Genomic DNA, 26,673 nt, shown 5'->3' with positions numbered 1-26,673 from the left:
ATTCGCCAAGCGGGCCGCAGGTCCGCCCGCGCGCCACTTTGCGCATTCCTGATATCGCCTCCCCTTGCCCCGCCTTAACGTCTCTCTTGCAGGCGCGGGGCTCCCGCGCCTGTTCGACAACAACAATAAGGAACCACCGCCATGCTCAAGAAAGCTGTACTCGGCTGGCCCCAGATCGCGGGGCTCGGTATCTCGCTGGTGATCGCCGGCCAGTTCTCCGGTTGGAATTTCGGCCTCGCCGACAACGGCTGGGCCAACATGCTCCTGGCCACCCTGCTGATGGCCATACTGAGCTGTGGGCTGGCCCTGTGCATCAGCGAGCTGTCCACCGCCATGCCCCATGCCGGCGGCGTGTTCGCCTATGCGCAAAGCGCCTTCGGCCCCTTCGTCGGCTACCTGGTGGGCTCAGCCTGCACCCTGGCGCTGACCATCGGTACCGGCGCCGCCGCCAGCTTCGTCGCCTCCTACATGGAATCGGTGTTCGGCTTCGGCGGCTGGCCGGTGAAGCTGGCGCTGTTCGCCCTGATCATCGGCGTGCATATCCGCGGCGTCGGCGAGGCCCTGGGGTTCACCCTGCTGGCTGGCGCCATCGCTGCCGCGACGCTGCTGGTGTTCGGCGCCGCCATGCTGCCGCACCTGGAGGTCGCCAACCTGACCGGCACTTCCGGCCGCTTCGGCGAGGCCCTCAGCCTGCACGGCATCTTCGCTTGCGTACCTTTTGCCATCTGGATGTTCATCTGCATCGAGCAGGTCAGCTCCGCCGCCGAGGAAGCGGTCGATCCGGGCCGCAGCATGTCCCGCGGCATCATTGCCGCCGTCGCCACCCTGCTGCTGACGGCCATCACCGTACTGGTTTGCGCACCGGGCGCCGCTGGCGTGCAGGTGGTGGGTTCGGCTGCGGACCCGCTGTACGCCGCCATGACCCACAGCGGTGGTCATGACGAGTCGAGCTGGCTGGCGCAGCTGGTAGGCATCGGCGCCATCTGCGGCCTGCTGGCCACCTTCTTTTCGGTGGTGTATTCGGCATCCCGCCAGCTCTTCGCCCTTTCCCGCGACGGCTACCTCCCGACCGTGCTGGCACGCACCAATCGCCGTGGCTCGCCCTATGTCGCGCTGCTGGCGCTGGCGGCCATAGGCCTGCCGCTGACCCTGGTCAGCCCGGAGAAACTGCTGCTGTGCGTGGTGCTGCTGCTCTGCACCTGCCACCTGTTCCTGTTCGCCGCCTATATCCGCATGCGCCGCACCCACGCCCACCTGGCGCGGCCGTTCCGCCTGCCTGGCGGCCCGGTGATCGCCGGCCTCGGCATGGTGCTGACGCTGATGGTGATCGCCGCCTGCTTCCAGCTGGAGGTCGAAATGCTCAGCGCCCTTGCCGTGCTGGCCGTGCTGCTGGTCATCAACTACCTGGTGCGCGCCTCGCGCGGCGCCAAGCCCATCGCCTCGGAGAACCCCGACCATGTCTGAACTGGACCTTCTGCAACGCCGCCACCGCGCCATGGGCGACCAGTCGCCGCTGTTCTACGACCAGCCGCTGGAGCTGGTGAAGGGCCACGGCGTATGGCTCTTCGATGAGAGCGGCAAGCGCTACCTGGACGTCTACAACAACGTGCCCTGCGTGGGCCATTGCCACCCGCGCGTGGTGGAAGCCATGGCCAGCCAGGCGGCCACCCTGAACATCCACACCCGTTACCTGAACGACCGCATCGTCAGCTACGCCGAACGCCTGACCGCCACCTTCGACCCGTCGCTGGACTGCGTGATGTTCACCTGCACCGGCAGCGAGGCCAACGAACTGGCCCTGCGCATGGCCCGGTTCTGCACCGGCGGCAACGGCGTGATCGTCAGCAGCTACAACTACCACGGCAACACCACCAGCCTGGCCGAGGTGACCACCGCCCTGCCGAGCTCCGAGCCCTTCTCGCCCGTCGCCCGCGCGGTGCCGATTCCCTGCCTGTACCGGGCGCCGGCAGGCACCAGCGCGGCCGAACTGGCCGACCAGTATGTGGCCCGCGTGGCCGCGGCCATCGACTCGCTGAAGGCCGAGGGCGTCCAGCTCGCGGCGATGCTGATCGACACCCTGTTCGCCAACGAGGGTTTGCCGCGCCTGCCCGCAGGCTATGTCGAACGCATCGCTGCGCTGGTTCACGAGGCCGGGGGCCTGTTGATCGTCGACGAAGTACAGGCCGGTTTCGGCCGCACCGGCGAGCACATGTGGGGCCACCAGGCCCACGGCGCGGTGCCGGACATCGTCACCCTGGGCAAACCCATGGGCAACGGCTTCCCCCTGGCCGGGCTGGTGGCCAGCCGCGAGCGCGTGGAAGCCTTCGGTGGGCGCAACCTGTACTTCAACACCTTCGGCGGCTCGCCGGTGGCCGCCGCCGTGGGCAGCGCGGTGCTGGACGTGATCGAAGACGAACAACTGCTGCGCAATGCCCGCGAGGTGGGTGCGCACCTGGCCAACGGGCTGGAGACTCTGGCCGGCCGGCATTCGATCATCGGCGATGTGCGCGGCAAGGGCCTGTTCTTCGCTGTCGAGCTGGTGCGCGACCGTCACGCCAAGACGCCGGCAGGCGCCGAAGCACGCCGGGTGGTCAACCAGATGCGCCAGCGCGGCGTGCTGATCAGCAAGATCGGCCAGGACGACAACCTGCTGAAGATCCGCCCGCCGCTGGTGTTCTCCCGCGCCGATGCGGACCTGTTCATCGACACCCTCGACTCTGTCCTTCGCGAACTCTGAGGCCAGCGCCATGAGCCGATTCCACACCCTCGACCACGAACAGCAGGTGGCCAGCCTGCAACGCCTGGCCTACGACGCCCTGCGCCAATGGGACGGCGACTACGTTCGCCTGGACCTGATCAAGTACCGCGAGAACGCTGTGTTCTGCGCCACCCGCAGCGACGGCCGGCGCAGCGCCCTGCGCGTGCACCGCGACGGCTACCACTCCGAGGAAGCCCTGCGTTCGGAGCTGCAATGGATGGAAGCCCTGGCGGCCGACGGCATCCGTGTGCCGCAGATCATCCGCACCCGCGCCGGCGAACACCTGGCGCAGGTGCACAGCGAGGAGCTGGGCGAGTCGCGCTACATCGACATGCTCGGCTGGCTCGGCGGCGCCAGCATCGGTTCCGCCGAACATGGCCTGGAGGTGGATGCCGACATCGCCGGGCTGTTCTTCGATGCCGGCGCGGTGGCCGCGCGGATCCACCTGAGTTCGGCCCGCTGGGAACAACCCAATGCCTTCAGCCGCCATGCCTGGGACGAGGAAGGCCTGATCGGCCAGCGTCCGTTCTGGGGGCCGTACTGGCAGCTCGACCTGCTCGACGACGGACAGCGCGAGCTGTTGCACGCCACCCGCCAGGCAGCCCGCGCCGACTTGCGCCGCTACGGTCGCAACCTGGACAACTTCGGCATGATCCACGCCGACCTGGTGCCGGAAAACCTGCTGCTGGAAAACGCGCGGCTGCACCTGATCGACTTCGACGACGCCGGTTTCGGCTGGCACATGTTCGAGCTGGCCACGGCGCTGTACTTCTGCCTGGACGACCCGCGCTTCACCGAAATCCAGGCGGCGCTGCTGTCCGGCTACCACTCGGTGAAGCCGCTGACCCCGGACGACCGCGCTACCCTGCCGCTGTTCCTTGCGCTGCGCGGCCTGACCTACCTGGGCTGGATCCACACCCGCCGGGAAAGCCGCACCGCCGAGGAACTGGCGCCCATGCTGATCGAGCGGGCCTGCCGCCTGGCGCAGGCCTACCTCGGCCAGCGCGGCTGATCCGTCGTGCCGGCACCTGGCAGGGATGCACAAGTGCCTGGCGCGCATGGCAATGCCGGTTGTGCGACGCTCCGCCATCATGGCCCGGAGCGTCCGCCACCCGCGCTCGACAGGTGAACCGACATGACAGGCATAGCCCGACACCAGGCATCCGACTCGGACGAGCTCGCCGGCGCGCTGTCCGGCTGGAGCCAGGACTACACCCAGCTGGGGCGTGGCCGGCTGCACGCCGAGTTGCTGCACATCCAGCTCGTCGAGGCATCGCTGATCTACGAGCACTCCAACCTGCACCTGCACGAAAACATGACGCCGCCGGAAGGCCAGGTGGTGTTCGGCATTCCCTTGTCGATGTCCACGGATTCGACCTTCAACGGCGGCACCCTGGCCCGCGACACCCTGCTGGTGCTGGAAGGTGGCCAGGAGATGGAAATCTGCGCTCCCGGCGAGATCGGCATGCTCGGGATGACCATCGACCGTCGCCTCCTTGCCCACCTGCTGGGGGCCGAAGAACAGGAGCGCCTGGAGCAGGCCCTCGACCGGCGCCGCCTGGATATTTCACCGCTGTCCGCGCAACGCCTGCGCCAGGATCTCTGCACCTCGATCGGCGCCTTCGAGCGTGCCGAGTTCGATCCGCGCTCCGCTGACGATGGCCTTCGCGCCGTGATGCCGGGGCTGGACTGCGTGTTCCAGGGGCTGGACGAGGTGCTGCGCGCGCCCGCCCGGCACAGCGGCGTCATGCCCCGCTCGCTGGAACAGCGTCGCCGCCTGGTGCTGGCGGCGGTGGAGATCATGCAGGCCCGCCTTGACCTGCCGTTGTCCATGCCGGAGCTCTGCCAGGCACTGAACACCAGTCACCGCACCCTGCAGTACTGCTTTCGGCAAATCTGCCAGGCAACGCCCCAGCAGTTCTTCCTCTCGCTGCGCCTGGCCGAGGCCCGGCGCCGGCTCAAGCAGGACCCGGTGCAGAGCATCACCACGCTGGCACTGGACCTGGGTTTCGCCAGCTCCAGCCATTTCTCTTCGCTCTACAAGCGCCTCTACGGCGAGCAGCCCTCGCTCACCAGCCGGCGTGCTTAGGACTGTACGAAAGGTCGTCGAGCGAAGGTCAGGCAAGGCGAAATCGGCCGAAGAAGCGCAGTTCACGAGTTGTAAATGAGCATTCTGATCGGACTCGCGCACGAGGCCGATTTCAACGCAGCATCACCGATGCGCAGACACTTTTCGTATAGCTCCTAGGGCTGTACCCAGCCTTTGTCCAGTAACGGACGGTCCCACGCCGGCTCGTCGCTGATGCGCTCCACCAGGAATTCGATCAGGGTGCGCACCTTGAGCGCCCGGCGCTGGGTGGCCGGGTACACGGCGGAGAAGTTGAAGGAAGTCAGCGAATAGTCGGTAAGCACCGGCACCAGGCGGCCGTCCAGCAGGTCGGCGCTGGCCGCGAGGGTGGGCAGGCAGACCACGCAGGCGCCGGTGATGGCGTAGTCCCGCAGCAGGTGCACGGAGTTGGAGCGCACTTGCCCGGTGAGGTTGAGCTCCACCGGGTCGATGCCGTTGAACACCCACTTGTTGCGCGACGGGTAGCCCTCGTAGAGCGCCACCTTGTGCGCCTGCAGATCCGCCGGCACGGCAGGCGCGCCATGACGCTCCAGGTACTCCGGGGATGCGCAGAACAGCCGGCGCACAGAGAACAGCTTGCGTTCGATCAGCGATTCGGCCAGCGGCGGGAACATCTGGAACGCCACGTCGAAGCCCTCTTCGATCGGGTCCACCACCCGGTCATTGACGATCACGTCCACCTCGATGTCCGGGTACAGCCCGGTGAACTCCGCCAGCAACGCACCGAAATGACCGAGGGCGAAACCCGGCAGCATCTGGATGCGCAGCTTGCCGCTGGGTTTGGCACGCAGGTCGCGCATCTGCTCGGTGAGGCTGTTGAAGCTCGCCACCATGTCGGCGCACTCCTTGTAATAGGTCTCCCCGACTTCCGACAGCCGCACATGGCGGGTGCTGCGATGGAACAGCGGCGCGCTGATGTACTCCTCCAGCTGCTGGATGCGGTGGCTGATGACCGAACGAGTCACCCCCAGCTGCTGGGCGGCCCTGGCGAAGTTGCCGGTTTCCGCGACGCGGACGAAGGCTTCGATGCTGAGCAGGCGGTCCATGTTCGATTCTCAAAGGTCATTGTTTTTGTGGGAGCGAATTCATTCGCGAATGGGCTGCGACGCAGCCGGTATTGTCCATCGCGAATCAATTCGTTCCCACAGGGTAAAGGTCAAGACCTCAGCCGCTCACCAACCGCCGCTGCATCGGAAACAGCTGCCAACCCAGGCGCTCGCTCACCAGCCCCCACACGCCCTGGGGTGCTTTCAGCATCATCACCACCGCCACGCTGCCAAGGATGATCATGTACAGCGCGCCGAACTCGGCGAAGCAGCTGCGCAGCGCGAAGTAGATCAGGGTGCCGATCAGCGGGCCTTCCAGGGTGCCGATGCCACCGATGATGACGATGAAGATCACCGCGGCGGTCCAGTCCTGCACGCTGAAGGCGGCGTCCGGGGAGATGCGCAGCTTCTGCAGGAAGATCAGGGCGCCCACCACGCCGGTGCAGCCGGCGGCCAGCACGTAGACCATCAGCTTGGTGCGGAACACATTGACGCCCAGGCTCCCCGAGGCCGGCTCCGAGTCGCGAATGGCGGTCAGCGCCAGGCCCTGGCGCGAACGCAGCAGCAGGTAGACCACCAGCACCGCGCCAACGGCAATGGCCAGTGCGCTGAAGTACAGCAGCATCTCGCGGCCATCGCGGCTGCTGCCGATCTGCCGCACGATGGACGCCGGCAGGCTCTGCCCGGAGCCGCCGCCCAGGCTGCCGACCTGGGCCAACCCAAGGCGGAACACCTCGGCCACCACCCAGGTGCCGATGGCGAAGTAGGCGCCGCGCAGGCGGAACAGCACCAGCGCCGTGGGCACTGCAAGCAGCGCCACCACCAGCCCGGAGAGGAACACCGCCGCCAACGGCGGCACGCCCAGTTGCGAGGCCAGCACGAAGAGCAGGTAGCCCCCCAGGCCAACGAAAGCCTGTTGCCCCACGGAGACCATTCCGGCGTAACCGGCCAGCAGGTTCCACATCTGCGCCAGGGCCAGGTAGTAGGCGAATTCCACCACCAGGCGCAGCAGTGCGCGGTCCGCCCAGAACGGCAGGGACGCCAGCAGCAGGACCAGCACACCCAGCAGCGCCAGGCCCACCCGGCTGCTGCGGGTAGCGCGCTGGACAAGGTAGGCATTGTTCATCGCATTCATCAGTCGACACTCCGGGGGAACAGGCCGCGCGGGCGGAATACCAGGATCAGCAGGAACACCAGGTGGCCGGCGAGGATCTGCCAGCCCGGATCGATGCGCGCACCGATGGCCTGGGCGACGCCGAGGATCACCCCGCCAGCCAGGGTGCCCCAGAGGCTGCCGAGGCCTCCGATGATCACTGCCTCGAAGCCGTAGAGCAGGCGCGCCGGGCCAACACTGGGATCGAAGCTGGTGCGCACCGCGAGGAACACCCCGGCGATGGACACCACCGCCATCGCCAGCGCCATGGCCAGGCCGAAGATGTGGCGGTTGTCGATGCCCATCAGTTGCGCGGTGGACTGGTCGTCCGAGGTGGCGCGGAAGGCGCGGCCGAGACGGGTCTTGTAGAACAGCAGCTGCAAACCGCCGATCACCGCCAGGGCGCAGCCGAACACCAGCAGCGGCATCACGCCGAGGCTGAGGCCGCCCACGGCCACGCTGGCCACTTCCAGGTCGCCCTGGGAGAGCTTCTGGCTGTCGGCGCTGAAGAATTCCAGCAGCAGGTTCTGCAGGATGATCGACAGCCCGAAGGTCACCAGCAGCGGCGGCAGGATGTCGTTGCCAAGGGTGCGGTTGAGCAGTTGGCGCTGCAGGCAGTAGCCGACCACGAACATCAGCGGCACCACCAGCACCAGGCTGGCCAGGGGCGACAGGCCAAGCACTTCCACCACCACCAGGGCCAGGTAGGACGCCAGGACGATGAAGTCGCCATGGGCGATGTTGACCAGGCGCATGATGCCGAACATCAGCGACAGGCCGACCGCGAACATGGCGTAGAGGCCGCCGAGCAGCACGCCCTGCACCAGGGTATTGAGCCATTCCATCGTCATGCCTCCGCCAGGCCGAAATAGGCCGCCTTGATCTGTTCCTTGCTCACCTGGCCCGGCTTGCCGGACAGGGAAATGCGCCCTTCCTGGAAGCAGTAGAAACGGTCGGCGACGCTGAGGGCCTGGTTGATGTCCTGCTCCACCAGGATCACCGCCGTACCATCGGCCTTGATCGAGGGCAGCGCGGCGTAGATGTCCTTGATGGTCGTGGGTGCCAGACCCAGGCTGATCTCGTCGCAGAGCAGCAGGCTCGGGCTCGACATCAGCGCGCGGCCAATGGCGACCATCTGCTGCTGGCCGCCGGACAGCGCGGTGCCGGGGCGTTTGCGCAGTTTCTCCAGCACCGGGAACAGGCCGTAGATGCGCTCCAGGTTCCAGGCGCCCTGGCGCTTGCTGTAGGCACCGATCAGCAGGTTCTCCTCGACACTCAACGAGGGGAACAGCTTGCGGCCTTCCGGCACCAGGGCGATGCCGCGTTCCAGCACCCGGTTGGCCGGCAGGCTGCCGATGTATTCGTCCTTGAAGCGGATGGCGCCGGAATCGTTGCGGATCAGCCCGGCCAGTGAGCGCAGGAAGGTGGATTTGCCGGCGCCGTTGGAGCCGATGATGGCGACGGTTTCCCCCGCCGCCAGGTCCAGGTCGATGCCGAACAGTGCCTGGAAGTCGCCGTAGCCGGCGCGCAGTTTGCGGATCGTCAGCATGCCTTCAGCTCCCGATGCCCATGTAGATTTCCTGCACCTTCGGATTGGCCATCACCGCATTGGGCTCGCCCTCGTCCAGCTTGCGGCCGAAGTTGATCACCGCCAGGCGGCTGACCACCGCCAGCAGCGCGTGGACGATGTGCTCGATCCAGATGATCGCGGTGCCGGAGCGATGGATGCCCTGGATGGTGCCCACCAGCTCCAGGCACTCCGGCTCGGTGAGGCCGCCGGCGATCTCGTCGAGCAGCAACAGTTGCGGCCGGGTGGCCAGGGCGCGGGCCATTTCCAGGCGTTTGCGTTCCAGCAGCGTGAGCGAACCGGCCGGGGCGTTGGCTTTCTTCATCAGGCCGGTGAGTTCGAGGATGTGCGCGCACCAGGCGTAGCTGTCCTTCTCCGACTGGCCGGCGCCGAACGTGGCGCCCACCAGCAGGTTCTCGAACACGGTCATCTTCACGAAGGGATGGGGAATCTGGTGGGAGCGGCCGATGCCACGCTGACAGCGCTTGAACACCGGCTCGCGGGTGACGTCTTCACCCTGAAAGCTGATGCGCCCGCTGTCGGCGGCGACGCCCCCGGCGATGAGGTTGAACAGCGTGCTCTTTCCGGCGCCATTGGGCCCGATGATGCCCAACGCCTCTCCCGGCGCCAGGGCCAGACTGAGATCGTCGGTCACCTTCACCGAGCCATAGCGCTTGTGCACCTGCTCCAGTACGAGGAGTTGTTGCATGTGTCGATACCTGCTTCATACCGCTCCCTCTCCCCGTGGGGGAGAGGGCTGTGGGGAGGGGGTAAGAAATCAGCCGCCGTAAGTGATCGCCTGCATCTCCCCACCAACGGGAATCTGCGGCGCGGTCTGGTTGCTGGTGATCACCAGGTCGTAGGTGAAGGGCCCGCCCAGACGCCACTGGCCGGACACCAGCGGCGTCTTGGCGACGTTCTTCACCGGACCGCTCTTCCAGCTCACCGGGCCGACCACGGTGTTCAACTCGGTCTTCAGCAGCGCATTGCGGGTGGCCTCGGGATTACCCACTTCCTCGGTGCGCTGGAGGATGTCCACCGCCAGCTCGAACAGCGCATGGACGAAACCCAGCGGCTGGGTCCACTGCTTGCCGGTGGCCTTGGTGTAACGCTCGGCCAGTTGCCCGGCGGTGAGGCCATTGAGCGATGAACTGAAGGGATGGCTGGGGCTCCACCAGATTTCCGTGGAAAGGTTGTGCCCTGCCTTGCCCAGTGCCTCCACCGCCGAGGGGAACAGCAGCGCCTTGCCCACCGACATGGCCTTGGGCTGGAAGCCCTGCTGGCGCGCCTGGGTCCAGAAGGTGGTGAGGTCCGGCGGGATGACCACGCCTGTGACGATCTCCGCCTCGGCCTTCTTGAAGGCGGAAATCTGCGCGGAGAAGTCGTCGGTCAGGCTCTGGAAGCGCCCCGGGTCCACCAGTTGGAAGCCCTTCTGCGAGAGCACCGGCGGGAAGCCCAGCTTGCTGTCGCCCCAGGCATTGCCGTCGCCGTCGTTGGGGAACAGGCCACCGATCACCTTGTTGCTGCCCATGCCGCCCCACATGGCGGTATAGGTGGCGATCACGTCTTCCAGGCCCCAGAAGAAGTGGTAGGTCCACTGGAAGCCTTCATCCGGCTTGCCGCCACGGGTGAAGAACCAGGGCTGCCAGGGCGCCACGGTGGAAATGCAGGGGATTTCGTTGATCTCGCACTGGTCCGACACCGGGTTGGTGGTTTCCGGGGTGGACGACACCAGCATCAGGTCGATGCCGTCGGAAAGGATCAGCTCGTTGGCCACCTCGGCGGCGCGGTTGGGGTTGGACTGACTGTCCTTGACGATTACCTCCAGACGGCAGCGCTGGCCGCCCACGGTGATGCTGTTCTTCAGCACCGACGCCAGGCTCTCGATGATGTAGGCGTCCGCGGCGGCGAAGGGGGCCAACGGCCCGGTCTGCGGGCTGACGTAGCCGATGCGGATGACCTTTTCCGCCGCCAGCAGCGGAGCTGAAGAAAAGCCTGCGAGCAGCGAGCCGCCAGCCACGACGCCGCTGGCCCGCAGGAAATCACGCCGGGAAAGCCCGGCACCGAGGAGTTTCTTGTTGTTGTCCATGACGGATACCTCGACGGAAGGATGAGTTCCGGCGCGAACGCACGTTGGCGCCCGGCCGGGAGGGCAGTGGTCGGGAGCCGGATCAGAAGAAGACGGTGATGTCGAAGGAGCCCACCAATTGGCTGTCTTCGCGGCCATCGCCGAAGGCGTCGCGGCCGTTGCCGCTGTGGATGTCGTAGCGCAGTTCGGGGCGCAGGCGGACGTTGGGCACCGGCGTCCAGGCCAGGTTGGTGGTGAAGCCGTAGAAGCTGCCCCAGCTCGGGTCGGGGATGCCGGTCTGCGGGTCGATGTTGGCCATCACCACGTGCACCGGGGCGTCGGTGTAGAACCACTCGGCGCGGCTGTTCCACATCAGGTTGTCGCCCAGGCGGTGGTACCAGTTGACGTCAGTGCCGTACCAATGGGCGTTGCCCTTGTTGGCGAAAGCGGCGAAGGCCGCGTCTTCCTGCTGACCGTAGTTGAACTCCACGGCGACCCGGTTGCGCTCGTCGAGCACATGGGAAACCGTCAGGTAGGAGGCGTAGCGGGTCAGGTCCTCGTCCCTGGTGCCGGCCGGAATCGGCGAGCCGCAGGCGCATTCGGCGAAGCTGTCGCCCGCGCCGTTGCCGTAGATGTTTTCCCAATCCACCCAGGTGCGGAAGTCGGCCGAGCGCCAGCGCAGGTTGGCGATCAGGTCCGGGTCGCCGTTGGGGTCCTGCATATTGTTCCAGCCCTGCACCAGGCCCAGTTCGAAACCGAGCATGCTGCCGCTCTCCTCCTGGGGCAGCTTGAAGGAGTAAAGCGCGCCGGTGTGCTTGGCCGGGCCGTGCATGAACGAATAGGTGTGGCTGTAGAAGTCCGCCGGGGCCGGGCTGCCCAGGGCGAAGCCGATCTCGTTCTCCAGCGGCGTGTGGAAGACGCCGAGCATCAGGTTGGAGCCGCCGAGCACCGGGAGGTAGAAGTCCAGGTAGGCCTGGGCGATGTTGAAGTTCTCGTCGTTGGCGTCGGCGCTGCGGTTGACGCCCAGGTCTTCGTCGAAGCCATAGGTCTTGAAGAAGCGCGCGTCCTTGCCATAGAGCGCGGTGACGTTGAAGCCCCAGTCGGCTTCCTGCGGCATCGGCCCCGGAAACGGGCCGACACGGCCCACCACGTTGCCCTTGGGCGTCTTCTCGATGGCCAGGGCGAACTGGTTGAGGTTGAAACCTTCGTCGTTGTTGAAGAAGGCCTGCTTGCTCACGTCGTCACTGCCGTTGTCGTTGTAGATCCAACCGGCCTGGGCCCAGCCATGGACCTTGATGCCGTAATCCTTTTCCAGGCCGTCACCGAAGGCGCTGCGAAACAGCGAACCGGACGGACCCGGCTCGGCGGCCTGGATGATGTGGGGGAACAGTGCGGCGGCCGCCAGGACCGGGGCGAACAGGGAGATTGCGGAACGATGCTTGCGAGGGATCATGGCAGCTACCTTGTTGTTATTAGTCAGCCTGATGCGGACGCGCCCCGCTGGCAGTGCGGGCCCGGCTGTCCGGTTGGGTCGCAAGCTACAAGCGGCCCTCACCTCCAACAATTCCGGTTTCAGCGATATGAGTGTTTGCGAATCGAGAACAATGACGCCTGCCCTGAGCTAGAGCGGCTGATGAGGGAATGGGGTACGGCGGGATGGGCGATTATCGGACGGAATTGGCGGGTTAGCGCTGAGCGGGCCATCTCCCTCTCCCCCGTCCGCTCTCCATGAAGGGAGAGGGTAAAGGCCGTGGGCTGCTTCAACGCCTCTTGCGCAATGGCTCCAGCAACGGCTTCAACCCGTTGTGGTCGATCTCCTGCATGAGCATCAGCAGCCGTCCGATCTCGCCCTTGGGGAAGCCTTCGCGAGCGAACCAGTTGAGGTAGTGGCCGGGCAGGTCGGCGATCAGGCGGCCCTTGTACTTGCCGTAGGGCATCTCGCGGGTGACCAGGAGCAGCAGGTCTTCGGGGTTCATCGGGCGGCCTTGCAGGTAGTGGAAGCGAAGATTGTCGCAGAGCCAAGGTTCAGGCATCCACCGGCGCGCCCAGCAGGCCGAACTCCGCCGGCACCTTCACGTAGAACAAGGTCAAGCCCTCCTCTTCCAGGCGCTTGAGCAGGGCGTCGCACTCCGCCTCGCTGAGGGCCATGAGGATCAGCATCGGCTGGTCGGCCATCTCGAAGAAGTGATGGGAATGGAAGTGCTTGGTATGCCCGAACCCTTCGATACCGGAAACCAGGGTGGCACCGCGCAGACCCATATCCATGGCCAGGCCGACGATCCAGTCGGCGAGCATCTTGCCCTCGTGGCGGCGGTTCTGCTGGGTGTAGAGGGTGAGTTGATAGCCGTTCATGCAACCTCCTCGTGGTTCGCGCGAGCTGCAAATGAACCAGCCCGAAGCCATTCGCAACGCTGCTGTTCCGATGCGCAGCCGATCATGGGCAGGCTCTCAGATGATGCCGCCATTGACGCGCAATGTCTGGCCATTCACCCAGGCGCCCTCCGGGCCCACCAGGAAAGCCACCAGGTTGGCGATGTCCTCCGGGTTGCCCAGTCGCTCCAGCGGAGCCTGCTTGGTCAGGCGTTCTACCAGCTCCGGGGGTTTGCCGTCGAGGAACAGGTTGGTGGCCGTGGGGCCCGGCGCCACGCAGTTGACCGAGATGCAGCGGCCACGCAATTCGCGGGCGAAGATCGTGCTCATGGTTTCCACCGCCGCCTTGGACGCCGCGTAGACGGCATAGCCCGGCAGCCCCATCCCCACCACGCTGCTGGACAGGTTGACGATGCGCCCGCCGTTGCGCAGGCGCGAGGCAGCCATCTTGAGGGTGTTGAAGGTTCCGCGCGTGTTGATGGCGAACATCCGGTCGTAGAGCGCCACTTCGGTATCGGCCAGCGGCACCAGGCCAGGCTGGATCACCCCGGCGTTGTTCACCAGGATGTCGATGGCGCCGAACTCCAATTCCGTCTGGTCGAACAACACCGCGACCGCGACCGGGTCGCTGACATCGGCCAGCACCGGATACGCCCTGCCACCCGCCCGCCTGATTTCGTCCACCACCCGCTCGGCGGCTTCCGGCCGCGTGGCGTAATTGACGACCACCTGGATACCGTCGGCTGCGAGACGGCGCGCAATGGCGGCGCCGATACCCCGGGAGGCTCCGGTGACGATTGCGGTTCTGGCAGTTTCTGGCATGCGGCTCTCCCAAATGGCCCTCGAAGCCACGGCTGGTGCCGCTTGCGGGGGCCTTTTCAGTGGTATAGCCGCAGATGGCGCACTGTGCGGGACCGGCTATCCGGCGGCCGTAGGGTGCGCTGTGCGCACCGATTCCGGGATCGACTTCGGCACCACGTCTGACCGCCGGTGCGCATGGCGCCCCCTACCGGACTGCGCAACAGCCCTGCTGGGTGGATCAGGTTGGGACTCCTATCCCAGTTCGGCCACCGGCTCCTTGGCCATTGCCGGGCGATAGCTGGCCGGGCTGAACAGCCGGGTCACCCCCAGCATCAGCAGCACGCCGACCACCAGCACCAGCCAGGCGGCAGTGAAGCTGCCGGTGACCTCCCGCAGCCAACCGCTGAGCCAGGGCGACACGGCATTGATCAGGAAGCCCACGCCCTGCACGAAGGCGGCCAGCTGGCCCGCCTCACGCGGATCGCGGCGATGATCGAGGGTGAGAATCAGGCTGAGGGCGAAGCACGCGCCCAGGCCGTAGCCGATCAGGGCGATCCACAGGGCGAACAGTTCCAGGGGCGCCCAGATCAGCCCGGCGAAGCCCACCGCCTGGGCGATCAGGCTCACCGACAGCAGCGGTCGGCGGTCCGTGCCGCGTTGCGCCAGGGCGGGCATGCCCAGGGCCGCGATCACCTGGAAGATGGTCATGAAGGCCAGCAGCGAGCCGCTGCGGGTCGGGCTCCAGCCCAGTTGCTGATAGTAGGCCGGCAGCCAGGCCACCATGCTCATGTAGCCGCAGTTGACCAGGCCGAAATACAGGGCGAGCAGCCAGGCGCGGCGATTGCCCATGAAGCTCACGGACCGGCCGCCGGATACAGGCGCAGGGCTCGGCAAGGGGCGCGACAGCCAAAGCACCAGGGCCAGCAACGCCGGCACCAGCCAGAGCCCAAGCCCCGCCTGCCAGTGCTCGAAGTGATGGGCCAACAACGGGCTAGTCAGCGCTGCCATGCCACCACCGCCCATCAGGGAGGCGGAATACACGCCCATGGCCAACGCCACCCGGCCCTCGAAACGGCGCTTGATCACCGCGGGCAGCAGTGCCTGGATCAGCGCCACACCGGCGCCACCCAGCAAGGCGGTCGCCAGCAGCGGGCCGGCCTGGCCACACAGCAGCCGCGCCAGGCAGGCGCCGGCGATCAGCCCGAGTCCGAGACCGATGCCACGCCGTTCTCCCAGACCACCCAGGCGGTTGCTCAGCAGCGCCACCAGGCCCATGCAGATGACCGGCAGCGTGGTCAGCAGCGCGGCGGTCTGGAAGCCCATTCCGGTGGCGCTGCGGATGTCCGCCAGGAGTGGGCTGACCGAGGCGAGGATGGGCCGCAGGTTCAGCCCCACGACCACCAGCAGCGCCCAGGCGGCGAGGTTATCGAGACGGTCAGCGCGCGGCATGCAGGGCCTGCCAGCGCGCATAGACTTCGCTCATGGCCGGTTGCGGCAGGTGCTGGATGTCCAGCTTCTGTGCTTCCAGAGGCAGCGCCATCTGCTGGTACACGGCCGCAGTGGACAGGCCGAAAGGCTCGCCCACCGCATTGGCCGCAGCGAACACCACGCGGCTCACGCCGCACATATGCATGGCCGCCAGACACATGGGACACGGCTGGCCGCTGGCGTAGATCACGCAGCCATCCAGGCGTGGGCCCAGTTGCCGGCTGGCGGCGCGGATGGCCTGGAGTTCGGCGTGGCAGGTGGGGTCCTGGGTCAGGTGGATTTCATTCACCGCGCGGGCCAGCACCTGGCCTTCACGCACCAGCAGCGCGCCGAACGGGCGACCGCCCTGCTCCACGTTCTGCCGTGCCAGCTCCACGGCCTGTTCCAGGTAGTTGCGATCATCGGACATGGGGAAACTCCATCAATCAGCGGGCGCCAGCGGCGCGCAGCCTGGCGGCGATGGCCTGCTGGCCGCGCTGTTCGGCATGTTGCAAGGGGGTGACGCCTTCGTTGTCGGGCAGGTCGAGGTCGGCATCGGCGGCGATCAGCAGTTCGACGATGCGCTGGTGGGCCGGTCCGCCGTCGCCCAGCAGCACGGCCTCCAGCAGGCAGGTCCAACCGAGCTTGTTGACGTGGTCGAGGTCGACACCGGCAGCGATGAGGGTGCGCACGGTGTCCACATGGCCACGCTCGCAGGCGGGAATCAGCGCGGTGCCGCCGAAACGGTTGGTGCTGCGCAGATCGGCGCCGTGGGCCAGGGTCAGTTCGAGGATCTGCTGGTGTCCACTGGCGCCCGCCAGCAGGTAGGCGCTGTCCTGCATGCGGTTCTGCAGGTTGACGTCAGCGCCGGCCTCGATCAGCCGGCGGGCCACGTCCACCCGGTTGGCGGCGGTGGCGAGCAGCAGGGGCGTGTTGCCCTGGCCGTCGCGCACATCCACCGGCACGCCCTGTTGCAGCAGGCCGTCGACGCTGCCCAGGTCACCCGCTCCGGCAGCCTGCAGCAGGCGTTGGGCGGCGCTGTCATCGGCCCTGGCCTGTGTCGCCAACAGCAGGCCGCTGGCCAGGAACAGGCACTGGATGAGTCCGGCTTTCATGGTTCGCCTCCGCACTTGGTCGAATGCGCGAAATTATGTCCGGCTGGTCAGGTATTCTGAAATTAAATATAACCATGCCTATCAGTGGCATATGGAATACATCCATGTTCGATCCCCTCCTCCTGCGCAGCTTCGTCGCCGTCGCCGACTGCGGGAACTTCACCCGCGCCGCCGAACGCCTGCACCTCACCCAGTCCACCGTCAGCCAGCAATTGCGCCGGCTGGAAGAAAGCCTCGGCTGCCGCCTGCTGGATCGCAGCCAGCGCCAGGTGGTGGCAACCGCCGAAGGCGAACAGTTGCTCGGCTACGCCCGGCGCATCCTCGCCCTGCAGGACGAAGCCGCCGAGGTGCTGCGCCACCAGCCCGGCAGCGGTGTGCTGCGCCTGGGAGTGCCCGAGGACTTCGCCGCCGAACGCCTGATGCCGGTACTCGCGGAATTCTCCGCCGCCTGGCCCGGCGTGCGCCTGGAGGTGACCAGCGGCCTCAGCCCGGAACTGCTGCGCCTGTACCAGGGCGGCGAGTTCGACCTGCTGCTGGTCAAGCGCATGGGCGACGGCGGCGACAGCCTGGCCTCCTGGCCGGAACCCCTTGGCTGGGTGGACAGCACCTCCCGCCCGGCCTACGGCCGCGAGCCGCTGCCCCTGGTGGTGTTCCCCAGTGGCGGGTTGTATCGCAACGAGATGCTCCACGGTCTCGATGTGCAGGGCCGGCGCTGGCGCATCGCCTACTCCAGCGCCAGCCTGGCCAGCGTGCGCGCGGCGGTGGCGGCGGGTCTGGGCGTCAGCCTGCTGCCGTTGCGCGTGCTGGGGCCGGAGCATCGGCTGCTCGGCAAGGAAGAGGACCTGCCGGAGATACAGGGATTGCGGCTGGCACTCTACGGGCGCAAGGGATTGGGGCGTGCGGAGGAGGAGTTGGTGGGAAGGTTGAAAGCGCTCTGCGGAGCGGATGACTCTTGTGGGGGCGAATTCATTCGCTAAGCGGGCCGCAGGCTCGCCCTGGAAGTTTCATTAGGACAGCTGCGCTGTCCTTCGCGAATGAATTCGCCCCCACAGAAAAGCAATCAGGGCGACTCAGCGGAATCCGAATCCACCTTCTCCAGCTGCCCCTGATCCCAACCGCCACCCAGCGCCGCGATGAGCTGGACGCTGGTGGTCAGGCGGCTGCCCATCAGGGTCAGGACGGTGCGTTCATTGCTCAGCGCGGTGGCCTGGTTGGTGACCACGCTGTTGTAGTCCACCGTGCCGGCCTTGTACTGGTTGGTGACCAGGCGCAGGGCTTCGCGGGCCGCGTCCAGGGCTTCCTGTTGTACCGCGCTCTCCTCTTCCAGGACGTCGAGCTGGACCATGTAGTCCTCGGTTTCGCGGAAGCTGTCCAGCACGGTCTGGCGGTAGGCGGCGACGGTCTGGTCGTAGCTGGCTTCGGCCTGGGCTACCTGGGAGCGGATCAGACCACCATCGAACAGGGTCATGGCGAATTCCGGCCCGATGGACCAGAAACGGTTCGGCGTGGTGATCCAGTCGTGCAGGCTGCCGCTGCGATAGCCGCCGGCGGCGCTGAGGTTGAGGCTGGGAAAGTAGGCCGACTTGGCCACGCCTATCCGGGCGTTGGCGGACATCACGTCGCGTTCGGCCGAGGCCACATCCGGGCGACGCTCCAGCAGTTGCGACGGCAGCAGGGCCGGCACGCTCGGCAGTGCCGGAACGCTGTCCACCTCGGCCAGGCTGAACTCCGCCGGCGGCACGCCGACCAGCACGGCGATGGCGTTCTCCAATTGCGCGCGCTGGTACTTGAGATCGATGGCCTGGGCCTCGGTGCTCTTGAGCTGGGTGGTGGCCTGGGCCACGTCGGCGCGGGTGACGATCCCGGCCCTGTACTGGTTCCGGGTCAGGGTCAGGGCACGCTGATAGCCGGCGATGGTCGCTTCCAGCAGGCGCTTCTGGGCGTCCAGCACGCGCAGTTGCAGGTAGTTCTGCGCCAGCTCCGATTGCAGGCTGAGGCGCGCGGCGGCAAGGTCGGCGGCGCTGGCCTGCATACTGGCGGTGTCGGACTCCAGTTGCCGACGCAGCTTGCCCCACAGGTCGATTTCCCAGTTCACGCCAAGGCTGGCGTCGTAGCTCTTGGACACGCCACCACCGCCGGAGCTGGTGACCGTGGAGCCATCGGACAGGCGCACGGTGCTGTCGCCACCGCCCTGCCCCGAGCGGGTCTTGCCGGCGTTGGCGGTCACCGAGGGGAAGAACGAGGCACGTGCGCCTCGGGCCAGGGCCTGGGCCTGGCGGTACTGGGCGACCGACTGGGCCAGGGTCTGGTTGGACTGTTCCAGGCGCAGTTGCAGGTCGTTGAGGGTAGCGTCGCCGTACAGCTCCCACCAGCGGCCGCGGTGCTCCAGGTCCGCCGGGCTGGCCGGGGTCCAGCCTTCGGCATGCTTGAACTGTGCGGGCACGCTCTGCTCCGGACGCTTGTAGTCCGGGCCGATGGCGCAGCCGCCCAGCAGCAGGCCGGCAAGGGCAAGGGCCATGGCGCGACGCAGGGGTTTCAGGGAAGTGGCAGCGGTGTTCATAGGGGTGTTTCCAGAGCGGCGTCAGTGCGCACGCCACGCCAGCGGTTGAAGCGATGGCGCAGACGGTCGAGATAGAGGTAGACCACGGGGGTGGTGTAGAGGGTCAGCAACTGGCTCAGCACCAGGCCGCCGATGATGGCCACGCCCAGCGGCTGGCGCATTTCCGCGCCTTCGGCCCCGCCGATCAGCAGCGGCACGGCGCCGAGGATGGCGGCGATGGTGGTCATCAGGATCGGCCGCAGGCGCAGCAGGCAGGCCTGGCGGATGGATTCGTCCGGGGACAGGCCGTCGTTGCGCTCCAGCTGCAGGGCGAGGTCGATCATCATGATGGCGTTCTTCTTCACCACGCCGATGAGCAGGAACAGGCCCAGCAACGAGATGAGGCTGAACTCGCCCCCGGTGAGCAGGATCGCCAGCAGCGCGCCGACACCCGCCGACGGCAGTGTAGAGAGGATGGTCAGCGGGTGGATGTAGCTCTCGTAGAGGATGCCGAGCACCAGGTACACCAGCACCAGTGCGGCGAGGATCATCCACGGCTGGTTCTGCTGGGTGCTCTGGAAGGCGTCGGCGCTGCCGCCCATGCGGGCGATCACCGAGCTGGGCAGGCCGATGGCGGCCACCGCCTTCTCGATGGCCACGGTGGCCTTGTCCAGGCTGACGCCGGGCGCCAGATCGAAGGCAATGCTCTCCGAGGCGAACTGGCCTTCGTGGTTGACCCGGTCTTCCTCCAGGCTGCGCTCGTAACGGGCGAAACTGGACAGCGGCACGCGCTGGCCATCGGCAGTGACCAGCTGGACCTGCTTGAGGGTTTCCGGGTCCTGGGCGTACTTCGGGTTGACCTCCATCACCACCTGGTACTGGTTCAGGGTGTCGTAGATGGTGGAGATCTGCCGCTGGCTGTAGGCATTGTTCAGGGCGGTGGTGACCATGGACATGTCGATGCCCAGGCGCTTGGCGGTGTCGCGATCCACCTTCAGGGTGACCTGCTGGGCACCCTCCCCTTCGTTGGCGTCGATGGCCGTGAGCTCCGGCAATGCCTTGAGCGCGGCGGTGACTTTCGGCGCCCAGGTGCGCAGGTCGGACAGCTCGCCGCTCTGCAGCACGTACTCGTACTGCGAGCTGCGCTGTTCGCGCCCACCGCCGAACTGCAGGTCCTGGTCGGCCATCAGCATCAACCGGCCGCCGGGCACCTTGGGCAGTTCGGCGCGCAGGCGTTCGATCACTTTCTGCGCCGACACCTTGCGCTCGGCGATGGGTTTCAGGCGCACGATCATGAAGGCGTTGTTGATGCCGCCACTGCCGCCGATGAAGCCGGCCACGCTTTCCACCGCCGGGTCCTTGAGGACGGCGCGGCGGAAGATTTCCATTTTCGGCTGCATCACGGTGAAGGACAGGCCATCGTCGCCGCGGATGAAGCCGATCAGTTGGCCGGTGTCCTGCTGCGGCAGGAAGGTCTTGGGCACCAGCACGTAGAGAGCGATGTTGCAGCCGATGGTGAGCAGCAGGCTGGCCAGGGTCAGGCGCGGATGGCGCAGGGCGACGCCCAGGGTCCGGTCGTAGAGGTCCACCATGCGCGTATGCAGGGCCTCGCTCCAGCGTTGCAGGCGGCTGTCCTTGTCGGGCACGTGGGGTTTCAGCCAGCGCGCGCAGAGCATCGGCGTCAGGGTCAGGGACACCAGCAGCGAGACCAGGATGGCCACCGCCAGGGTCAACGAGAACTCGCGGAACAGCCGGTCGATGATGCCGCCCATGAACAGGATGGAAACGAACACCGCCACCAGCGAGAGGTTCATCGACAGCAGGGTGAAGCCCACTTCGCGGGTGCCCTGCAGCGCGGCCTTGAACGGCGCCATGCCGTCGTTGATATGCCGCGAGATGTTCTCCAGCACCACGATGGCGTCGTCCACCACCAGGCCGGCGGCGAGGATCAGCGCCATCAGCGACAGCACGTTGAGCGAGAAGCCCATCAGGTACATCACGGCGAAGGTGCCCACCAGGGACACCGGCACCGCCAGCGCCGGGATCAGCGAGGCGCGCAGGTTACCGAGGAACAGGTAGACGACCAGAATCACCAGTGCCACGGCGATCAGCAGGGTGCGCTCGGCTTCGTGCAGGGTGGCGCGGATCACCGGCGAGCGGTCCATGGCCAGGTCCAGCTTGACGCTGGCCGGCAGCACCGCCTGCAGCGCGGGGAGCTGCTGCTTGATGCTTTCGATGGTCTCGATGATGTTGGCGCCGGCCTGGCGGTTGATCACCAGCAGCACCGCCGAGTCGTCGTTGAAGAAGCCACTGTTGTAGCGGTCTTCCACCGCATCGCGGACCTTGGCCACGTCTCCCAGGCGCAGGGCGGCGCCGTCCTGGTAGCGGATGATCAGCGGCGCGTAGTCGGCGGCCTTCTCCAGCTGGTCGTTGGCGCCCACCTGCCAGTGGCGATCGGCGTCTTCCACCGCGCCCTTGGGCCGGCGCTGGTTGGCGGCGGCAATGGTGCTGCGCACGTCATCCAGGGCGATGCCGTACTGGGTCAGCAATTGCGGTTCCAGTTCCACCCGCACCGCCGGCAGGGAGCTGCCGCCGATCTGCACCTCGCCCACGCCCTTAACCTGCGACAGGCTCTGGGCGAGGATGGTGGAGGCCAGGTCGTAGAGCTCGCCCTTTTCCTTAACGTCGGAGGTCAGCGACAGCACCATGATCGGCGCCTGGGACGGGTTGACCTTCTTGTAGGTGGGCATGCTGCGCATGCCGCTGGGCAACAGGTTGCGCGAGGCGTTGATGGCCGCCTGCACGTCGCGGGCGGCGCCGTTGATGTCACGGTCCAGGTCGAACTGCACGATGATCCGTGTCGAGCCCTGGCTGGTACGGCTGGTCATCTGGTTGATGCCCGCGATGGTGCCCAGCGAACGCTCCAGCGGCGTGGTGACGCTGGACGCCATGATCTCCGGGCTGGCGCCGGGCAGGCTGGCCTGCACGGTGATCACCGGGAAATCCATCTGCGGCAGCGGCGACACCGGCAACAGGCCGAAGCTGACGCTGCCCAGCAGCAGGATCGCCAGGCTCAGCAGCATGGTGGCGACCGGGCGGTGGATGAAGGGGGCGGAAAGATTCATGACTGTCTATACCCTCACCCCAACCCTCTCCCGCACGCGGGAGAGGGAGCAGAAGCGGCTCATACGGCCACCCCTGCCGCGCTGCGGCCGGTGAAGCGGCGGGCCAGGCGGTCGAAGGCCAGATAGATCACCGGGGTGGTGAACAGGGTCAGCACCTGGGACAGCAGCAGGCCGCCGACCATCACCAGGCCGAGGGGTTGGCGCAGTTCCGCGCCGGAGCCGGTGGCGAGCATCAGCGGTACGGCGCCGAACAGGGCCGCCAGGGTGGTCATCAGGATCGGCCGGAAGCGCAGCAGCGCCGCCTGGTAGATGGCCGCTTCGGGGGACATGCCCTGGTGCCGCTCCGCCTCCAGGGCGAAGTCGATCATCATGATGGCGTTCTTTTTCACGATGCCGATCAGCAGGATGATGCCGATGATGGCGATCAGGCCCAGGTCGTTGCCGGTCAGCAGCAATGCCAGCAAGGCGCCGACGCCCGCCGAGGGCAGCGTGGAGAGGATGGTCACCGGATGGATGTAGCTCTCGTAGAGCACGCCCAGCACGATGTACATGGTCACCACCGCCGCCAGGATCAGCAGCAGGGTGCTGGACAGCGACGCCTGGAAGGCCGCCGCCGCGCCCTGGAAGCGGGTCTGGATGCCTTCGGGCATGCCGATGTCCTGTTGCACCCGCTCGATCACCGCCACCGCCTCGCCCAGGGCAACCCCCGGAGACAGGTTGAAAGAGAGGGTTACCGCCGGGAACTGGCCGATATGGTTGATGGCCAGCTGGGTCTGGCGTTCCTCGACACGCGCCAGTGCCGACAGCGGTACCTGCCCGCCGTCACGGTTGGCGACGTGGATCTGCTGCAGTGCCTGCGGACCGATCGCCTGGCCGGCGGCGGACTCCAGTACCACGCGGTACTGGCTGGCCTGGGTGAAGATGGTGGATATCTGCCGCTGGCCGAAGGCGTCGTAGAGCGCATCGGTGATGGCGGAGATCTCCACGCCCAGGCGCCCGGCCATGTCGCGGTCGATGTTCAGGTACACCTGCAGGCCCTTGTCCTGAAGGTCGCTGGCCACGTCCGACAGTTCAGGCTGCTGACGCAGCGCGTCCACCAGCTTGCCCGTCCACTCGTCGAGCAGATCGGCGTCCGGGGATTCCAGGCTGAACTGGAACTGCGTGCGGCTGACCCGGTCCTCGATGGTCAGATCCTGCACCGGCTGCAGGTAAAGGCGGATGTCGCTTTGTCTGTCCAGCTCGGGCTGCAGGCGCGCGATCACCTCGCTGGCGGTTACGTCACGCTCGCCGTGGGGCTTGAGGTTGATCAGCATGCGGCCGCTGTTGAGGGTGACGTTGTCACCGTCCACACCGATGTAGGAGGTCAGGCTGGCCACCGCCGGGTCCTTGAGGATCAGCGCGGCGACCTTCTGCTGGCGTTCGCTCATCGAACGGAAGGACACCGACTGCGGCGCCTCGGTGATGCCCTGGATGACGCCGGTGTCCTGCACCGGGAAGAAGCCCTTGGGCACGGCCAGGTAAAGCACCACGGTGAGCACCAGGGTGCCGACGGCCACCAGCAGGGTCAGGCCCTGGTGCCGCAGTACCCACTGCAGGCCGCGGCCGTAGCGTTCGATCATGCCGTCGATGAAATCGCCGCTGGCCTTGTAGAAGCCACCCTCCTCTTCTTTTTTCTCCCGCTTGAGCAGGCGCGCGCACATCATCGGCGTCAGGGTCAGGGACACCACCAGCGAGATCAGGATGGCCACCGCCAGGGTGATGGCGAACTCGCGGAACAACCGGCCCACCACGTCTGCCATGAACAGCAGCGGGATCAGTACCGCGATCAGCGAGAAGGTCAGGGAAATCAGGGTGAAGCCGATCTGCTTCGCGCCCTTGAGCGCGGCGTTGAGCGGCGTTTCGCCCTCCTCCAGGTGGCGGGCGATGTTCTCCAGCATGACGATGGCGTCGTCCACCACGAAACCGGTGGCGATGGTCAGGGCCATCAGCGTCAGGTTGTTGATGGAGAAGCCGGCCAGGTACATCACCGCGAAGGTGCCGACCAGGGACAGCGGCACGGCGATGGAGGGGATGATGGTGGCGCTCATCCGGCGCAGGAACAGGAAGGTCACCATCACCACCAGGGCGATGGCGAGGAACAGCTCGTGCCGCACGTCGGTGATGGCGGCGCGGATGGTCTGGGTGCGGTCGGTGAGCACCAGGACATCGATACCCGCCGGCAGGTTGGCGGTGATCGACGGCAGCAGCGCCTGGATGCGATCCACCACCTCGATCACGTTGGCCCCCGGCTGGCGCTGGATGTTCAGCAGCACCGCCTCGTTCTGGTTGGCCCAGGCGGCGAGGCGTTCGTTCTCGGCACCGTCGACGATCTCCGCCACGTCCTTCAGGCGCAGGGCGGCGCCATTGTTGTAGGCGACGATGAGGTTGGCGTATTCCTCGGCGGACTTGAGCTGGTCGTTGGCGTCCAGCATGGACACGCGGGTGGGGCCGTCGAAGTTGCCCTTGGGCTGGTTGACGTTGGAGGCGCTGACCAGGCTGCGCACGTCCGACAGGTTCAGGCCGTTGGCCGCCAGGGCTTCGGGGTTGACGCGTATGCGCACCGCCTGGCGCTGGCCGCCGGCGATGCTGACCATGCCCACGCCGCTGATCTGCGCCAGTTTCTGCGCCATGCGGGTGTCCACCAGGCTATGCAGCTTGGGCAGCGGCATGGTCTTCGAGCTGATGGCGAGTGTCAGTACCGGGGTATCGGCCGGGTTGACCTTGTTGTAGACCGGCGGCGCCGGCAGGTCGTTGGGCAGCAGGTTGGTGGCCGCGTTGATGGCCGCCTGCACCTCCTGCTCGGCCACGTCCAGTTCCACTTCGAGACTGAAGCGCAGGGTGATGACCGAAGCCCCGCCGGAGCTGGTGGAGGACATCTGGGTCAGCCCCGGCATCTGCCCGAACTGGCGCTCCAGCGGCGCGGTGACGGCGCTGGTCATCACGTCCGGGCTGGCCCCCGGATAAAGGGTGAGGACGCGGATGGTCGGGTAATCCACCTCCGGCAGCGCGGAAACCGGCAGCAGGCGGTAGGCGATCAGGCCGGCGAGGAGGATCGCCAGCATGCTCAGCGTGGTGGCGACCGGTCGCAGGATGAACAGGCGAGAGAGGTTCATACGCCGCCTTTCGCGTCCTGGCCTTCAGGCTTGGCGCCTTGCAGCTGTTCGGTTGGCTGGCTGGGGATTTCGTCGGCGTCGTGCACCACTTCCACTTCGCTGCCGTCGCGCAGACGGTCAGTGCCTTCCAGCACCACACGCTCGCCCGGCTGCAGGCCGCTCTTGACCACGGTGCGCTCGCCGTCGTCCGGGCCGGTTTCCAGCTTGCGCACCTTGACCTTCTTCTCACCGTCCATCACGTAGGCGAAGGTGCCCTGGCTGCCGAACTGCACGGCGGCGGACGGGATCAGCACGGCTTGCGGCAGCATCTCGGCGCGCAGGCGGATGTTCACGAACTGGTTGGGGAAGAGGGTTTCGTCATCGTTGGCGAAACGCGCCTTGAGCTTCAGGGTGCCGGTGGTGGTGTCGATCTGGTTGTCCAGGCTCTGCAGCACGCCTTCGGCCTGCAGGCGTTTGTCGTTGCGGTCCCAGGCCTCGACCGCCAGGGGCTGGCCGGCGCGGAAGCGGCTGACAACCTCAGGCAGCTGGCCTTCGGGCAGGGTGAAGGCAACGCTGATGGGCCGGGTCTGGGTGATCACCACCAGCGGCGTGGTGTCGCCGCTGCTGACCAGGTTGCCCAGGTCCACCTGGCGCAGGCCGAGGCGGCCGGAGATGGGTGCGCGCACCTGGGTGAAACCAAGGTTGAGCCTGGCTGAGGCAACGGCCGCCTCGTCGGTCTTGATGGTGCCGCGATATTGCGCCACCAGCGCTTCCTGGGTGTCCAGGGTCTGCTTGGCGATGCTGTCCTCGGCATACAGGCCCTTGTAACGGGCCAGGTCGATCTCGGCGTTCTTCAGCTGCGCGCGGTTCTGTGCAAGGGTGCCTTCGGCCTGCTGCAGGGCGACCTGGTAAGGACGCGGGTCGATCACCGCCAGCAAGTCGCCGGCCTTGACCTGCTGGCCCTCCTCGAACAGCAACTTGACCAGTTCCCCATCGACGCGGCCGCGCACGTTCACCGTGTTCAGTGCGGTGACGGTGCCCAGGGCCTTGAGATAGACCGGGAAATCGCCCTGGGTGATGGTGGCGACGCGCACCGGCACCGGCCCCGAGAACGCGCCGAAGCCGGGGCGTCCCGGCCCGCCCCGGCCTCCCTGGTGATTGGGCTTGGCGGCGGTTTCCGGCCAGAACCACCAGATCAGCAGCACGAGCGCCAGCAAGGCGACGGCGATGGCCAGCCAGTTACGGAAGGAACGGGAGTTCGGGGATTTCTCAGGGATCGGAGACATGATTCAGGTCGAGATAGGCGAGAGCGTGAACGATAAGCAGTTGAAAGCAGAAGGCAAAGTCAATTTACCGGCTATTTACCTAGGCCTGACGCAGCGAACTATCCTTTATGACCTGCAAT

General features: G+C 66.7%; 22 protein-coding genes. 5 read left to right on the top strand and 17 right to left on the bottom strand.

The window, feature by feature from the left end; all coding sequences use genetic code 11:
* Positions 1 to 141 precede the first annotated feature (141 nt).
* The 4 genes from FXN65_RS12055 to FXN65_RS12040 all read left to right on the top strand — a co-directional run bounded on the left by FXN65_RS12055 (position 142) and on the right by FXN65_RS12040 (position 4,847).
* The gene (locus FXN65_RS12055; RefSeq protein WP_151133426.1) at positions 142 to 1,464 is read left to right on the top strand and encodes an amino acid permease; all 1,323 of its coding nucleotides are present in this window, start codon (positions 142 to 144) and stop codon (positions 1,462 to 1,464) included.
* Positions 1,457 to 2,737 (top strand): aspartate aminotransferase family protein, encoded by a 1,281-nt coding sequence (locus tag FXN65_RS12050; RefSeq protein ID WP_151133425.1) that lies wholly within the window; start codon positions 1,457 to 1,459, stop codon positions 2,735 to 2,737. Before FXN65_RS12055 ends, FXN65_RS12050 begins: the two co-directional genes overlap by 8 nt.
* Positions 2,738 to 2,747: 10 nt before the next feature.
* Positions 2,748 to 3,770: a phosphotransferase enzyme family protein gene (locus tag FXN65_RS12045; protein ID WP_151133424.1), complete on the top strand. Its 1,023-nt coding sequence runs from the start codon at positions 2,748 to 2,750 to the stop codon at positions 3,768 to 3,770.
* A 123-nt stretch (positions 3,771 to 3,893) separates the two neighbouring features.
* A complete protein-coding gene (locus FXN65_RS12040; RefSeq protein WP_151133423.1) occupies positions 3,894 to 4,847 on the top strand; it encodes an AraC family transcriptional regulator in 954 nt (317 codons plus the stop codon).
* A gap of 155 nt (positions 4,848 to 5,002) precedes the next feature.
* Here the strand turns inward: FXN65_RS12040 and FXN65_RS12030 are convergent, their stop codons facing one another.
* From FXN65_RS12030 to FXN65_RS11970, 13 genes are all read right to left on the bottom strand, one after another.
* Positions 5,003 to 5,932 (bottom strand): LysR family transcriptional regulator, encoded by a 930-nt coding sequence (locus FXN65_RS12030; RefSeq protein WP_151133422.1) that lies wholly within the window; start codon positions 5,930 to 5,932, stop codon positions 5,003 to 5,005.
* A 118-nt stretch (positions 5,933 to 6,050) separates the two neighbouring features.
* Complete coding sequence (locus tag FXN65_RS12025; protein ID WP_151133421.1) at positions 6,051 to 7,067, bottom strand: branched-chain amino acid ABC transporter permease; 1,017 nt, start codon at positions 7,065 to 7,067, stop codon at positions 6,051 to 6,053.
* The gene (locus FXN65_RS12020) at positions 7,067 to 7,930 is read right to left on the bottom strand and encodes a branched-chain amino acid ABC transporter permease (protein ID WP_151133420.1); all 864 of its coding nucleotides are present in this window, start codon (positions 7,928 to 7,930) and stop codon (positions 7,067 to 7,069) included. The genes FXN65_RS12025 and FXN65_RS12020 overlap by 1 nt, the downstream gene beginning before the upstream one ends.
* Positions 7,931 to 7,932: 2 nt before the next feature.
* Positions 7,933 to 8,634: an ABC transporter ATP-binding protein gene (locus tag FXN65_RS12015; protein ID WP_151133419.1), complete on the bottom strand. Its 702-nt coding sequence runs from the start codon at positions 8,632 to 8,634 to the stop codon at positions 7,933 to 7,935.
* A 4-nt stretch (positions 8,635 to 8,638) separates the two neighbouring features.
* The gene (locus FXN65_RS12010; protein ID WP_151133418.1) at positions 8,639 to 9,361 is read right to left on the bottom strand and encodes an ABC transporter ATP-binding protein; all 723 of its coding nucleotides are present in this window, start codon (positions 9,359 to 9,361) and stop codon (positions 8,639 to 8,641) included.
* Between the two features lie 69 nt (positions 9,362 to 9,430).
* Positions 9,431 to 10,741, bottom strand: a complete 1,311-nt coding sequence (locus FXN65_RS12005; RefSeq protein ID WP_151133417.1) for an ABC transporter substrate-binding protein — start codon at positions 10,739 to 10,741, stop codon at positions 9,431 to 9,433.
* An 82-nt stretch (positions 10,742 to 10,823) separates the two neighbouring features.
* Positions 10,824 to 12,173 (bottom strand): outer membrane beta-barrel protein, encoded by a 1,350-nt coding sequence (locus tag FXN65_RS12000; protein ID WP_151133416.1) that lies wholly within the window; start codon positions 12,171 to 12,173, stop codon positions 10,824 to 10,826.
* 307 nt (positions 12,174 to 12,480) lie between these two features.
* Positions 12,481 to 12,696, bottom strand: a complete 216-nt coding sequence (locus FXN65_RS11995) for a DUF3820 family protein (protein ID WP_151138764.1) — start codon at positions 12,694 to 12,696, stop codon at positions 12,481 to 12,483.
* Positions 12,697 to 12,745: 49 nt separating this feature from the next.
* Positions 12,746 to 13,072: a DUF190 domain-containing protein gene (locus FXN65_RS11990; protein WP_151133415.1), complete on the bottom strand. Its 327-nt coding sequence runs from the start codon at positions 13,070 to 13,072 to the stop codon at positions 12,746 to 12,748.
* 96 nt (positions 13,073 to 13,168) lie between these two features.
* Positions 13,169 to 13,912 (bottom strand): SDR family oxidoreductase, encoded by a 744-nt coding sequence (locus FXN65_RS11985; protein WP_151133414.1) that lies wholly within the window; start codon positions 13,910 to 13,912, stop codon positions 13,169 to 13,171.
* 231 nt (positions 13,913 to 14,143) lie between these two features.
* Positions 14,144 to 15,340: a CynX/NimT family MFS transporter gene (locus FXN65_RS11980; RefSeq protein WP_151133413.1), complete on the bottom strand. Its 1,197-nt coding sequence runs from the start codon at positions 15,338 to 15,340 to the stop codon at positions 14,144 to 14,146.
* On the bottom strand, positions 15,327 to 15,788 hold the full coding sequence (locus tag FXN65_RS11975) for a nucleoside deaminase (RefSeq protein WP_151133412.1): 462 nt from the start codon (positions 15,786 to 15,788) through the stop codon (positions 15,327 to 15,329). Before FXN65_RS11975 ends, FXN65_RS11980 begins: the two co-directional genes overlap by 14 nt.
* Positions 15,789 to 15,804: 16 nt before the next feature.
* On the bottom strand, positions 15,805 to 16,473 hold the full coding sequence (locus FXN65_RS11970; RefSeq protein ID WP_151133411.1) for an ankyrin repeat domain-containing protein: 669 nt from the start codon (positions 16,471 to 16,473) through the stop codon (positions 15,805 to 15,807).
* Positions 16,474 to 16,577: 104 nt separating this feature from the next.
* Here FXN65_RS11970 and FXN65_RS11965 point away from each other — a divergent pair, with 104 nt between their 5' ends.
* Entirely contained in the window at positions 16,578 to 17,450 is an 873-nt protein-coding gene (locus FXN65_RS11965) for a LysR substrate-binding domain-containing protein (protein ID WP_151133410.1), read from the top strand.
* A gap of 83 nt (positions 17,451 to 17,533) precedes the next feature.
* Here FXN65_RS11965 and FXN65_RS11960 read toward each other — a convergent pair whose 3' ends face one another.
* From FXN65_RS11960 to FXN65_RS11945, 4 genes are read right to left on the bottom strand one after another with little or no spacing between them, the layout of a single operon-like run.
* On the bottom strand, positions 17,534 to 18,991 hold the full coding sequence (locus FXN65_RS11960; protein ID WP_151138762.1) for an efflux transporter outer membrane subunit: 1,458 nt from the start codon (positions 18,989 to 18,991) through the stop codon (positions 17,534 to 17,536).
* Between the two features lie 38 nt (positions 18,992 to 19,029).
* Positions 19,030 to 22,137: a multidrug efflux RND transporter permease subunit gene (locus tag FXN65_RS11955; RefSeq protein WP_151133409.1), complete on the bottom strand. Its 3,108-nt coding sequence runs from the start codon at positions 22,135 to 22,137 to the stop codon at positions 19,030 to 19,032.
* A gap of 59 nt (positions 22,138 to 22,196) precedes the next feature.
* A complete protein-coding gene (locus tag FXN65_RS11950) occupies positions 22,197 to 25,289 on the bottom strand; it encodes an MdtB/MuxB family multidrug efflux RND transporter permease subunit (RefSeq protein ID WP_151133408.1) in 3,093 nt (1,030 codons plus the stop codon).
* A complete protein-coding gene (locus FXN65_RS11945) occupies positions 25,286 to 26,554 on the bottom strand; it encodes an MdtA/MuxA family multidrug efflux RND transporter periplasmic adaptor subunit (RefSeq protein WP_151133407.1) in 1,269 nt (422 codons plus the stop codon). The genes FXN65_RS11950 and FXN65_RS11945 overlap by 4 nt, the downstream gene beginning before the upstream one ends.
* Positions 26,555 to 26,673: the final 119 nt, after the last annotated feature.

This window comes from Pseudomonas lalkuanensis (genome assembly GCF_008807375.1).
Lineage (GTDB): Bacteria > Pseudomonadota > Gammaproteobacteria > Pseudomonadales > Pseudomonadaceae > Metapseudomonas > Metapseudomonas lalkuanensis.
This window is presented reverse-complemented; position numbering and strand designations above follow the sequence as displayed.